Here is a 12,462-nt window from a genome sequence, read left to right as displayed (position 1 = left end):
TCATCACAGAAAGTGACCCTCTGTTACACAGGGTATATGTCTGAGCTTCGTAAAGGTCAGGTGCGGAACCTCGCGCTGGCCACGGCGGCGTTCGCGGTGACGTTCTGGGCGTGGAACCTCATCGGGCCGCTGTCCGGGAGCTACAGCGGGCGTTTGCGGCTGTCGCCGACGCAGACCTCGCTGCTGGTGGCGATCCCTGTGCTGGTCGGCGCGCTGGGGCGGATCCCGGCCGGGATGCTGGCGGATCGGCTCGGCGGGCGGCGGATGTTCGCGATCATCTGCTTCGTCTCGATCGTGCCGGTCCTGTTCGTCGGCTGGTCCGATTCGTACGGGTGGTTGCTGTTCTGGGGGTTCCTGCTGGGCATCCCCGGCACGTCGTTCGCAATCGGCATCCCCTTCGTGAACGCCTGGTACGAGCCGGCCCGCCGAGGTTTCGCCACCGGCGTGTTCGGCGCGGGGATGGGCGGGACGGCACTGTCGGCATTCTGCACACCCCGCCTGGTCGAGGCCTTCGGCCGCCCCGGCGCCCACCTGCTCGTGGCCGCCGGCCTCGCCCTGACGGGACTGATCATGCTGACCGCCAGCCGCGACTCCCCTAACTGGTCCCCCAACCCCGCACCCGGTCCCGCGTCCGTTTCCGGTTCCGTGCCTGGCCTCGGCGCCGAGGCTGGTTCCCCTCCCGCGTCCGGTTCCGGTTCTGTGTCCGCGTTGGCGGGGATGCGGGAGGCGATGAAGGTCAAGGCGACCTGGCAGTGCGCCTTCCTGTACGCGGTGGCGTTCGGTGGGTTCGTGGCCTTCTCCACCTACCTGCCGACGCTGCTGCAGAACGCCTACCACTTCCTCCAGACCGACGCCGGGCTGCGTACGGCCGGGTTCTCGATCGCCGCCGTGCTCTCCAGGCCGCTCGGTGGCGCGCTCTCCGACCGGATCGGGGCCGTCAAGGTGCTGGAGATCTCGTTCGGCGGCACCGCGTTGATGGCACTCGTGCTGGCCCTGCGGCCGCCGGTCGAGGTGCCCGCCGGGGTGAGCTTCGTGCTCATGGCGTTCTTTCTCGGGCTGGGCACCGGCGGGGTGTTCGCGCTGGTGGCACGGTTGGTCGAGGCGCCCAAGGTGGGGACGGTGACCGGGCTGGTCGGGGCGGCGGGCGGGCTCGGCGGATATTTTCCGCCGCTCGTGATGGGCACCGTCTATGCGGCCACAGGGGCGTACCTGATCGGATACGTCCTGCTCGCGGCCACCGCCCTGGTCGCATTGGCCTACACAATAAGGGCATTTCGGACGCTCTAGCTCGACGAAAATGGTTTGCCGGAGCAGGGGGCGCCTTGTCAATGTTGTCAGGCTATGCGCTCCCTTCCTGAGGCCGATCCCGGCGTGCCCGACATCCGCAGCCCGCTGCGTTACCTGTGGTGGAACGCGCGGCGGCAGGCGTCGTCGCTGCTCGCGGGCATCGGCTTCGCGACCCTGTGGTGGCTGGTGCAGGCGCTCATGCCGGCCGTGCTCGGGAAGGGCATCGAGGCGGTCACGGCCAAGGACACCCGCTCGCTGCTGCTGTGGTCGGCGATCCTGCTCGCGCTCGGGCTGGTGCAGGCGTTCACCGGGGTCATGCGGCACCGGATGGCCGTCTACAACTGGCTGGCGGCCGCGTACCGCACCGTGCAGGTCACCGCCCGCCAGGCCGCCCGGCTCGGCGCCACGCTGCCGAAGCGGCTCTCGACCGGTGAGGTCGTCAGCGTTGGTAACTCCGACATCGCCCACATCGGCAGCTCCATGGACATCCTGCTCCGGGGCACCGGCGCGGTCGTCGCCATCGTGACCGTCACCGTGATTCTCATCTCGACCTCGCTGCCGCTCGGGCTGCTCGTGCTGTTCGGCGTGCCGCTCATGGCCGTGGCCGTCGGGCCGCTGCTGCGCCCGCTGCACAAGCGGCAGCGCAGCCAGCGCGAGCTGACCGGCGACCTGTCCACCCGGGCGGCCGACATCGTGGCCGGGCTGCGGGTGTTGCGCGGCATCGGCGGCGAGCAGGTGTTCGCCGAGCGCTACCGCGAAGAGTCGCAGCGGGTGCGGCAGGCCGGCGTGCGCGTCGCCGGGGTCGAGTCGGTGCTCGAAGGCGCCCAGATCATCCTGCCCGGCCTGCTCATCGCGATCGTCACCGGCATCGGCGCCACCTTCGCCGTCGCCGGGCAGATCCCGACCGGCCAGCTCGTCGCCTTCTACCTGTACGCGGTGTTCCTCATCGGGCCCATGCGCACGCTCACCGAGGCCGCCGACAAGCTCACCAAGGGCCACGTCGCGGCCGGGCGGGTGATCCGGATCCTGTCCATCGACCCCGAGGTCGCCGGAGGCACCGGCGCCAGCGAGGGCGGCGTGTTGCGCGACACGTACAGCGGCGTCACCCTCCAGCCCGGCTCGCTCACCGCCGTGGCCGCGAACACCCCCGAGGACGCCATCGCCATCGCCGACCGGCTCGGCCGCTACGCCGACGGAGACGTCACCTTCGGCGAGACCGACCTGCGGGACCTGCCCATCGGCGAGGTCCGCTCCCGGATTCTGGTCGCCGACAACGCCGCCCGGCTGTTCACCGGCAGGCTCCGCGACGAGCTGGACGTGCGCGGCACCGCTTCCCATGAGCAACTGGGCCAGGCCCTGCACGCGGCCTGCGCCACCGACATCGTGGAGGCCCTGCCCGACGGGCTCGACTCCCAGGTGGCCGAGGCCGGCCGGGAGTTCTCCGGCGGGCAGCAGCAGCGGCTGCGGCTGGTCCGGGCGCTGCTGGCCGACCCCGAGGTGCTCATCCTGGTCGAGCCCACCAGCGCGGTGGACGCCCACAGCGAGGCCCGCATCGCCGAGCGCCTGGCCAAGGCGCGCGCCGGACGCACCACCCTGATCTGCACGACGAGCCCTCTCGTCCTCGACCGGACCGACCACGTGATCTACATCGAGGACGGCAGGGTCCTGGCCGAGGGCACCCACCGGCAACTGCTGGACGGCTCGCCCGAATACGCCGCGACCGTGACCCGTGGGGAGGACTGAGGGGGAATGGGAATGGCCCGCCAGATCCTTCTGAACGGCTCGTCCGGACACGTTGCGACTGTGGCTCGCGGGGAGGGCCGACGCATGGTCCGCGAGGTCCTTCTGGGCGGCTCGCCTGGACGCGTTGTGTCTGTGGCTTGTGGGGAGGGCCGGGGGATGATTCGCGAGGTCCTTCTGGATGGCTCGCCCAAGTGTGCTGTGACCGTGACGACTCGTGGGGAGGACTGACGTATGGCCCGCGAGATTCTGCCGGTGGCCGATCGTAAACAGGTGCGCGCCTATGCTCGGCGGCTGACTCTGAAGTATCCGCGCCGGCTGGCGTTCACCCTGCTCCTGCACGGGCTGGCCGCCGTTTCCGGACTGGTCGTCCCGTGGCAGTTGGGCGCGCTGGTGCAGGACGTTCAGTATGGCGCCGAGGTGAACGTCACCCTGGTGGCCGTCCTCATCGGGGTCTTTCTGGTGCTGCAGGGCTTCCTCATGCGGTATGCGGTGCTGGCCTCCGCCCGGCTCGGTGAGAAGGTGCTCGCCGAGTTGCGCGAGGAGTTCGTGGACCGGGTGCTGGGGCTGCCTCTGTCCACCGTCGAGCGGGCCGGCGCCGGTGACCTGATCACCAGGACCTCCCGTGACGTGGACGCCCTGTCGCGCACCGTGCGGCACGCCGTGCCGGAGACGCTGATCGCGCTGGTCACGTTCGTCATCACCATTGGGGCGTTGCTGCTGGTCAGCCCGCTTCTCATGCTGCCGATGCTGATCGCGGGCCCTCTGATCTACGCCTCCACCCGGTGGTATCTCCGGCGGGCGCGCGACGGCTACCTCCGCGAGAACGCCGCCTACGCCGACATGACCGAGGGCCTCGCCGAGACCGTCGAAGGCGCCCGGGCCGTGGAGGCGCTCGGGCTGCAGGAGCGGCGGCGGGAGCGGACCGATGGCGACATCGCGGGGTCGTTCGCCGCCGAGCGGTACACGCTGGGGCTGCGCACCCGGTGGTATCCCGCCGTCGAGCTCGGCTACGTCATCCCCGTGGTGGCGGCGCTGCTGGTCGGCGGGCTCTTCTACACCAACGATCTCGTGACGCTCGCCCAGGTGGCCACCGCCGCGCTCTACGCGCAGCAGCTCATCGATCCGCTGGACCGGTTTCTCATGTGGATCGACGAGCTGCAGGTGGGCGGGGCCTCGATGGCCCGGCTGCTCGGGGTGGCCAACGTCCCCGACGACCGGGTGGCCTCCGCCGCCGAGCCCGCCGGGGAGTCCTTGGAGGCCTCCGAGGTGCGCTACGCCTACCGCGAGGGCCGGGACGTGCTGCACGGGGTGTCGCTGACCGTGCGACCCGGGGAACGGCTGGCCATGGTGGGGCCGTCCGGGGCCGGCAAGTCGACGCTGGGGCGGTTGCTGGCCGGGATCCACGGGCCGCGCACCGGGGCGGTGACCGTGGGCGGGGTGCCGCTGGTGGACCTGCCGCTGGACGACCTGCGCGGGCACGTCGCGCTCGTCACCCAGGAACACCACGTGTTCAAGGGCTCGCTGCGGGACAACCTGCTGATCGCCCGCCCCGACGCCGCCGACCCGGCCGTCCTCAAGGCGCTGGAAGCGGTGGACGCCGTGGACTGGGTGCTGGGCCTGCCCGCCGGGCTGGACACCGAGGTGGGCTCCGGCGGCCTCGCGATCTCGGCCGCCCAGGCGCAGCAGCTCGCCCTGGCCCGGCTGGTCCTGGCCGACCCGCACACCCTGGTGCTGGACGAGGCCACCTCCCTCATCGACCCTCGGGCGGCCCGGCACCTGGAGCGCTCCCTGGCGGCGGTCCTGGAGGGCCGGACGGTGATCGCCATCGCCCACCGGCTGTACACGGCTCATGACGCCGACCGAGTGGCCGTGGTGGAGGATGGGCAGATCAGCGAGCTGGGCTCCCATGACGAGCTCGTGGCGGAGGGCGGCTCGTACGCGGCTCTCTGGACCAGTTGGCACGGCACCCCGGTCAAGCGGTGAGGTGATGGTTTTGCGGGGGTAGGGCATTGGACCGCCTCCTTCGTCTGCCTTGTGGGGGTGTGCCATCGGGCCGCCTCTTCCGCCCGTCTTGTGGGGTCGGCCCTTCGCCCGTCTTGCGGGGCGGGTGGCCGGGCCCGCTCCTTCGCCTGCCTTGGGGCTGGGCCGGCCCCTATGCCCGCCTGGAGCCGTGGTGCCTCAGCTCGGCCTGTCTTGGCCGGTGAGGCGTTGGGCCGGTGTCCGCCACCCGTCTCAAGGGGGCGGTGTGTTGCTGTTGCTCAGGAGGCCGGGGGTCAGCATGCCGTTTTCTTGGCGGGCAGCGTGCGGGTGGTGAAGTAGCGGTTAATGTGGTCGCGGGCGCAGGGGTTGTTGCCGTAGAGGGTGTGGCCGGGGCCCGCGTGGTGGATGGTGGCGCTGCCGGGGACCGCTGAGAGGACGCGTTCGACCGCGTCGGACTCGCCCCAGGCGCCCGCGCCCAGCATCGGCGGGAGGCCCTTCGGAAGAGCGGCCGGTGGGTTGGTCACGGGGACGGGCCAGCCGATGCAGTTGAGGGTCGCCGAGGCGAGGGTGTTGGCGGAGCCGGTGCTGGGGGCGACGGCTCGCAGGCGGTTGAGGGTGGTCGTCATCTCCTTGCGGCCGGCGAAGCGGGGCCAGTCGACGCATTCGGTGACGCCGGTGCTCTGGTCGGGGTAGCGGGCGCCGCGGGAAGGCACGAAGTCGGAGGCGTCGCCCTTGCTCGCCTTGCGGATCGCCTGGGCCAGCTTGGGCCAGGTGGTGTCGCCCTGACGGGCGAGGGCCAGGGCGAAGGACTGGAGGTCACGGGCTTTGTAGGCGACGTTGGCCGTGGTCGTGGGGATCGGCCGGCGGTCGGCTCGAGCGATCAGGGTGCGCCAGAGGCCGCGTACGTCTCCGCAGTCGTTGTCGTCGCACCAGGTGAAGAAGCGCCGCATGAACTGCTCGTTGCTCTTGGCCATCTCCTCCAGCTCGCCCTGCCAGTCGGTGGTGCTGTGGTTCCAGGTGCCGTCGAGGACCATCGTGCGGACCTGGCCGGGGAACAGGCGGGCGTAGGACTGGCCGTAGAAGCCCGCGTAGGAGGCGCCGTAGTAGTTGAGCTTGTCGTCGCCCAGGGCCTTCCTGATCGCCTCCATGTCTCTGGCGTGGTCGGCCGAGCTCATGTTGGCGAACAGCTCGGGGTCCTTGAGGCGGCAGGCTTCGGCGTAGCCGCGGTTGGTGTCGGACAGGCGGCCGAGGTCGGCGTCGTTTCCCGGGGTGTCGGCGATGGGGACGCGGGTCCAGGCGCACTGCAGGCCCGTGCTGAGGCCCTTGAACTGTTCGCCGTAGCCGCGGGTGTCCCAGGTGACCACGTCCATGCGCTCGCGCAGTTTGGCCCACCAGGTGGGCAGGGACTGGGTCATGGCGATGCCGGGGCCGCCGGGGCCGCCGTAGGCCACCAGGACCGAGCCCTCGGAGGTGGTGCCGGTGGCCTTCAGCCTGCCCAGTTTCAGAGTGATCTTGCGGCCGTCGGGTTTCTGCCAGTCGGCCGGGACCTGGAGGTCGGCGCACTGCAGGCCGATCTTGTCATTGGGGCAGGTCTGCCAGTCCAGAGTGGTGGCCGCCGCCGTGGCCGGGGTGGCCTGGAGGCCCGCTCCGAGCAGGGTCAGAGTGATCGCGAGGGGTTTGAACATGGCGATCAGGATGGCGGAGTGGGCGGTGGGATCGCGTCGGACCAGGGTTTGGTTTTCGGGGGCGGGAAGTCATACCTGGGGTTGTCAGACCAGGGCATGGCCGATGGGTTTTCAAGGAGCGCCCGTCCCTATGAGAAGGAGCGCCCGTCCCTATGAGAAGGAGCGCCCGTCCTTGTGAGCAGGGGCGCTCCTTCCCGGGAAGGCGGGTGGTCAGCCCAGGGACTTCTTCAGGAAGTCGATCTGGAGGAGGAGCAGGTTCTCGGCCACGACCTCCTGAGGCGTCATGTGGGTCACGCCCGACAGCGGCAGCACGTTGTGCTGGCGGCCGGCGGCGAGCAGGGCCGAGGAGAGGCGGAGGGTGTGCGCGGCCACCACATTGTCGTCCGCCAGCCCGTGGATCAGCAGGAGCGGGCGTTCGAGTTTGGCGGCGTCCGCGAACAGTGATGACTTCTCGTACACCTCAGGCTGCTTGCCCGGATCGCCCAGGTAGCGCTCGGTGTAGCACGTGTCGTACAGGCGCCAGTCCGTCACCGGCGCGCCCGCCACGGCCGCGTGGAAGACGTCGGGGCGCCGGAGGACCGCGAGCGCGGCCAGGAAGCCGCCGAACGACCAGCCGCGAATGGCGACGCGCGTCAGGTCGAGGTCGTCGGGATATTGCTCGGCCACGCCCTGCAGCGCGTCGATCTGGTCGTCGAGCGCGGGGGTCGCCAGGTCGTTGCGCACGGCCCGTTCCCAGTCGGTGCCCCTCCCTGGGGTGCCGCGCCCGTCGGCCACGATGACGGCGAAGCCCTGCTCGGCGAACCACTGGCTCTCCAGGTAGGAGCCGCGCCGGTTGAGCACCCGCTGCGCGTGCGGCCCCCCGTACGGGTCCATGAGCACGGGCAACCGGCCCGACCCCTGCTCGTGCCAGGAGGGCAGCACCACGGCGGTGGCCAGTTCGCGGCGGCCCGAGCGGCCGAGCGAGACGCGCAGGTCGAGGCCGGGACGCTCGGCGTACGACGGGATCGGCACCGCCATGCCGTCACGACGTACGACCGTGGTCGACACGCCCTCGGCGTCGAGGCTCTGCTCGCTCAGCACGCCGACCCCGCCCGACATCCGCCCCGAGAACACCCCGGACCGGGTCGAGACGGGCAGCAGCGAGTGCCCGTCCCACGTCCACAGGTGGATCTCGGTCGGATCGCCGCTCGCGCTGAACAGCACGCTGTCATGATCGACGTCGAGCACGGCCCGCACCTGCAGCGTCGGCGGGGTGACGGCGCGGTCGCCGACGAACAGCCGGTGCCCGCCCTCGGAGCCGGCCACCCAGACCAGCGACCCGTCGTCGAGGTGCGCGGGCACGCCGGTGACGATGTCGACCCAGGCCGGATCGGTGTCCTCGCGCACGAGCGTGGACGCGCCCGTCGCCGGATCGACCGTGAACAGCCGCATCGTCCGCTGGTCGCGGGTCATCGTCACGATCGACAGCGCGTGGGAGTCCCAGGCGGCCGTCGTGAGGTATTCCTCGTCGTACGGCACCGCCACCCGCGACCCGTCCAGCCCCAGCACGAACAGCCCGGTGACCGCGTTGGGCGTCCCGGCGGCCGGATAGCGCTGGGTCACGGCGGGGCGGTCGGGGTTGGCCGGGTCGGCGATGTGCCACGTGTGCACGGGAGCCTCGTCCGCCCGCTCCACCAGCAGCGCGTCGCTCGACGGCGCCCACCAGTGGCCGCGCATCCGGTCCATCTCCTCCGCCGCGATGAACTCCGCCAGCCCGTACGTCACCGTCTCCGACTCCGGCGTCGCCAGCGCGCGGTCGTCGCCCGAGACCAGGTCCTGGACGCGCAGGGCACCGCCGGTGACATAGGCGACATGCCGCCCATCGGGCGAGACACGCGGGTCGATGACCGCGCCCGGCGTCTCCAGCCTGCGGGCCTCGCCGCTCCCCAGCTCCACCACGTAGAGCGCGCCGGACAGCGCGAAGCACGCCCTGGTCACGGAGGCGTCGGCGGCGTAGGCCACCACGCCGCCCGCCGCCTCGCGGCTGCGCTCGCGCCGGGCGCGCTCCTCCGGCGGCAGATTCTCCTCCTCGTCGCCGTGGAGCCGGCGCGGGTCGACGACCAGGCGTTCGACGTGGGTCTCCGTGTCGAGCTCCCACAGGCAGGTCACCGGATCGGTGCCGGACCTCGTCCGCAGGAAGACCACCCGGCCGCCGTCCGGGGAGATCGTGAAGCCTCTGGGCACCCCCAAGGTGAACCGGCGGGTCCTGGCAGACAGACGCGGGAAGCTCTCACTCATGGGGCCAATCCTGCCAGGAACGAGCCATTGTTACGCTCGTGGCCATGACTGATCGACGGCTTCTGCTCGTACACGCCCATCCGGACGACGAGTCGATCGGCACCGGCGCCACCATGGCCAAATACGTGGCCGAAGGTGCCCACGTCACGCTGGTGACCTGCACGCTCGGCGACGAGGGGGAGGTCATCCCCCCGGACCTCGCCCACCTGGCCGCCGACCGGGACGACGCGCTGGGCGCGTACCGGATCGGCGAGCTCGCCGCCGCCTGCCAGGCGCTCGGCGTCGAGGACCACCGCTTCCTGGGCGGGCCCGGGCGCTGGCGGGACTCCGGCATGATGGGCGTCGCGTCGAACGACCACCCGTCGGCGTTCTGGCGCGCCGACCTCGACGAGGCGGCGGGCGAGCTGGTCAAGGTCATTCGTGAGGTACGCCCCCAGGTGCTCGTCACGTACGACGACAACGGCTTCTATGGTCACCCCGACCACATCCAGGCGCACCGGGTCTCGCTCAGGGCGTACGAGCTGGCCGCGAAGCCCGACTTCGGCGAGGGTGAGCCCTGGCAGATCGCGAAGTTCTACCACACGGCCGTCGCCAAGTCCGTCCTGCGGCGCGCCGACGAGGCGCTGCGCGCGTCCGACGTGGGCTTCGTCGCCGTGAACGTCGACGACCTGGGGTTCGGCAGCGAGGACGAGGAGATCACCACCGAGATCGACGCGCGCCCCTGGCTCGGCCACAAGACGGAGGCCATGCGCGCGCACGCCACGCAGATCAGCGTGGCGCCCCCCTGGTTCGCCCTCTCGAACGACGTCGGCCAGGAAGTGCTCGGTGTCGAGCACTACACGCTGGCCATCGGCGTGCCCGGGCCTCCGGTCCCAGGGCCGGGCGTCGAGGCCGGGGGGCTCGGCGAGCCGCACAACCGCGAGAACGATCTCTTCTCGGGCATCCACTAACCTCATTCGACATGGAACATCGCAGCCAGGCCGAGTCGGCGCTGGGCGGGGCCGCGTACGGCATGCTGTTCGTGCTCGGCGTCGTCATGGCGGTCGTGGGCGGCTTCACGCATCCCGCGGAGGTCGGCCCGGTCCCGGCCGGGGCGGTCGCCTGGGTGCTGGGGTTGTTCGGGGTGTGCCTGGGTGCGGCCAAGCTGATGCGTGCCCGGCTCGGGGTGATGGCGCCGGGGATCGGCTGGCTGCTGGTGACGATGCCGTTCACGCTGGAGCTGGGGTCGGGCGATCTGGTGATCGCGAGTGGTGTGCCTGGCTACACGTACCTGTACGGGGGTTTGGCGGCACTTGTGGCGGCTTATCTGCTGTCGCCCTCGTCGGGAGGGGGGTCATGGCTCATGCATGGGTACCCTCCAAAGAGTCCCACTTAGAGGCATAAAGTAACGTTCGTGCATTCCATTGAGCGGCACGTGGACCCGGGAACCTACCGCAGAGTCGTCGGCCGCTTCGCCACCGGAGTCGCGATCGTGACCACCAGGTTCGACGGTGTCGATCACGCGATGACGGTCAACTCCTTCACCTCCGTCTCCCTCGACCCCCTCCTTGTGCTGTTCTGCGCCGAGAAGGTGGCCAGGTTTCATGACGCGGTGCTGGAGGCCGGGGTGTGGGGTGTGTCGGTGCTGCCCGCCTCGATGGAGGACGCCTCGCGCTTTTTCGCGCATCGGGGGCGGCCGCTGAACGGGCAGCTCGCGCGGTGGCCGCATCATCGCGGGGAGTCGGGGGTGGCGCTGTTCGACGAGGCGATCGCCACCGTGGAGGCCGCCACCACGGCCGTGCATGATGGCGGTGACCATTCGATCGTGGTGGGTGAGGTGACGGCGCTGGACACGCCCTCCGACGGGCCGCCGCTCCTGTACCACGATGGGCGTTACAAGACCCTCTAGCAGGGGGTTCCAAGGTCGTCTGGTCATGAAGCGGGCCAGGCGCGTGGCCTGGCCCGGATCATGTTCGGTGTTACTGGGCGGGCGGGGTGACCGTTTCCGACGTCGTGGGGGTCACGGTAGGTGTCTCGGTCGGGGTCGGGGTTTCCGCCGGGGGCTCCGACGGCGGCGGGCAGGTGGGGATCTCCGTGGGAGACACCGTGGGAGACACCGTGTCCGTCGGAGTTACCGTCGGGGTCGCAGTGGGAGTTTCCGTGGGGTTTCCGGTCGGGCTCACCGTCGGCGTGGGCGTCACGGTGGTCGTCGGAGTGACGGTCGGTGTCGTGTCATCCGTCGGGGTGACGGTGGGCGACACCGTGGGGGACACGGAGTCCGTCGGAGTGGCCGTGGGCAGCTCGGACGGCGGTGCGGTGTCCGTCGGCTCGACGTACGGCTGACAGGTGAACGTCTCGGTGACCGTGGGGCCTGGCTCGGTCACCGTGGTCGTGGGACCTGGTTCGGTGATGGTGACCGTCTCCCGCACGGTGACGGTCGGCAGGGGCGCCATGGCGACGGCCGCCTGCCCTCTCTTCTTGTACGTGCCGAAGCCCAGCCTCGTCCGGGAGTCCGCTTCGCCGTTGATGACCGTGATTTCGGTGTCCGCGGTCTTGCACGTCCTCTTCTTGCAGACTCTCTGCTTGACGTTGAAGAGGGCCGCTCCGTCGTAGGTGACGGAGACGTTCAGATAGGAGACCCCTCTTCTCTTGACCACCTGCGTCTTGGCGGTGTACTCCCCGTTCGTAGGGGGCGCCGTCGCCGTTGGGCTGGGTGACGTTTGCGGTGGTGGCGACTCCGCCGGTGGCGACGTGCTCGGGGCGGCGGCTAAAGCCACCTGAGCGTTGAGAGGAGTGCCATTGAGTTGTAGGGATTCGGTCGCTGACGTCTGGGTGATCGCAACTCCGCCGGCTCCTGCCAGTGCGACGGTGCCGAGCAGCGCGCCCAGGATGGAGAATCTCATAATCCTGCTCTTGTGGGAGATTTCAGGACGTGGATCATTATTCCGACTTGTCAAGATTGGTCAAGACCGAGACGCATGAACAGGCGCTTCCGGTTCCGGCGCGTGGCCAACTACATCAACCTCTCCACGCCGCTCGGACTGCTGATCTCGATCATCGGTGGCGCGGTCAGACGGCCCGGTCCCGACGGGCTCATCCTGGCCTTCGGCTACCGCTACCGCTTCCCGATCGCGGGGGCGTTCACCGTCGGGAACGTCGTCCTGACCAGGCAAGACTCGTTGGGGGAGCGGCTCATCCTGCACGAGGGCAGGCACGCCACGCAGTGGGCCTGGTGCGTGGGGCTGCCCATGCTGCCGCTCTATCTGGTGTCCATGCTCCTATCCATGATCATCTGCGGGCATCAGGCTTCGTACAATATTTTTGAACGTCTCGCCGATCTGGACGACGGCGGCTACCCCCGGAAGCCGCTGTGGTGGCGAAGGTCCAAGGGCACGGGTTGACACGCCCGTGTAAATTTCACCGCCCCGAGACCAGCTTTACGGGCGTCATCGCGGGTCCCTGAGCGTCCGACGGCGAGGGTCTTGAGGCGGCTGAGGGGGCAGATCGGGTA

Annotated in this window: 10 protein-coding genes; 7 read left to right on the top strand and 3 right to left on the bottom strand. The window is 70.2% G+C overall.

Translation table 11 applies throughout. The annotated features are described in order from the left end of the window. The first annotated feature begins 36 nt into the window (after nt 1-36). The 3 genes from C4V41_RS35430 (at nt 37) to C4V41_RS35420 (ending at nt 5,013) form a co-directional block, all read left to right on the top strand. Complete coding sequence (locus C4V41_RS35430) at nt 37-1,287, top strand: MFS transporter (RefSeq protein WP_103960349.1); 1,251 nt, start codon at nt 37-39, stop codon at nt 1,285-1,287. A 54-nt stretch (nt 1,288-1,341) separates the two neighbouring features. Next, nucleotides 1,342-3,030: an ABC transporter ATP-binding protein gene (locus C4V41_RS35425; RefSeq protein WP_103960348.1), complete on the top strand. Its 1,689-nt coding sequence runs from the start codon at nt 1,342-1,344 to the stop codon at nt 3,028-3,030. Between the two features lie 231 nt (nt 3,031-3,261). Continuing rightward, nucleotides 3,262-5,013: an ABC transporter ATP-binding protein gene (locus tag C4V41_RS35420; RefSeq protein WP_103960347.1), complete on the top strand. Its 1,752-nt coding sequence runs from the start codon at nt 3,262-3,264 to the stop codon at nt 5,011-5,013. Nucleotides 5,014-5,303: 290 nt separating this feature from the next. On the opposite strand, the gene C4V41_RS35415 is transcribed toward C4V41_RS35420, so the two are convergent. Both C4V41_RS35415 and C4V41_RS35410 read right to left on the bottom strand, forming a co-directional pair. Beyond that, nucleotides 5,304-6,695: an alpha/beta fold hydrolase gene (locus tag C4V41_RS35415; RefSeq protein WP_103960346.1), complete on the bottom strand. Its 1,392-nt coding sequence runs from the start codon at nt 6,693-6,695 to the stop codon at nt 5,304-5,306. Nucleotides 6,696-6,905: 210 nt separating this feature from the next. Next, complete coding sequence (locus C4V41_RS35410; protein WP_103960345.1) at nt 6,906-8,972, bottom strand: S9 family peptidase; 2,067 nt, start codon at nt 8,970-8,972, stop codon at nt 6,906-6,908. Between the two features lie 44 nt (nt 8,973-9,016). Here C4V41_RS35410 and mshB point away from each other — a divergent pair, with 44 nt between their 5' ends. The 3 genes from mshB to C4V41_RS35395 are packed head-to-tail and all read left to right on the top strand — an operon-like array spanning nt 9,017 to nt 10,860. Then, nucleotides 9,017-9,922 (top strand): N-acetyl-1-D-myo-inositol-2-amino-2-deoxy-alpha-D-glucopyranoside deacetylase, encoded by a 906-nt coding sequence (mshB, locus tag C4V41_RS35405; protein WP_103960344.1) that lies wholly within the window; start codon nt 9,017-9,019, stop codon nt 9,920-9,922. Between the two features lie 11 nt (nt 9,923-9,933). Beyond that, complete coding sequence (locus tag C4V41_RS35400; RefSeq protein WP_103960343.1) at nt 9,934-10,347, top strand: DUF6113 family protein; 414 nt, start codon at nt 9,934-9,936, stop codon at nt 10,345-10,347. An 18-nt stretch (nt 10,348-10,365) separates the two neighbouring features. Next, nucleotides 10,366-10,860, top strand: coding sequence for a flavin reductase family protein (locus tag C4V41_RS35395; RefSeq protein WP_235030573.1), 495 nt, complete (start codon nt 10,366-10,368; stop codon nt 10,858-10,860). A gap of 70 nt (nt 10,861-10,930) precedes the next feature. Here the strand turns inward: C4V41_RS35395 and C4V41_RS60985 are convergent, their stop codons facing one another. Next, nucleotides 10,931-11,608, bottom strand: coding sequence for a hypothetical protein (locus tag C4V41_RS60985; RefSeq protein WP_146103912.1), 678 nt, complete (start codon nt 11,606-11,608; stop codon nt 10,931-10,933). 321 nt (nt 11,609-11,929) lie between these two features. Between C4V41_RS60985 and C4V41_RS35380 the strand changes: the two genes are divergently transcribed. After that, nucleotides 11,930-12,352 (top strand): hypothetical protein, encoded by a 423-nt coding sequence (locus C4V41_RS35380; protein ID WP_103960339.1) that lies wholly within the window; start codon nt 11,930-11,932, stop codon nt 12,350-12,352. Nucleotides 12,353-12,462 lie beyond the last annotated feature (110 nt).

This window comes from Nonomuraea solani, from assembly GCF_900108335.1.
In the GTDB taxonomy this organism is placed as follows: domain Bacteria; phylum Actinomycetota; class Actinomycetes; order Streptosporangiales; family Streptosporangiaceae; genus Nonomuraea; species Nonomuraea solani.
This window is presented reverse-complemented; position numbering and strand designations above follow the sequence as displayed.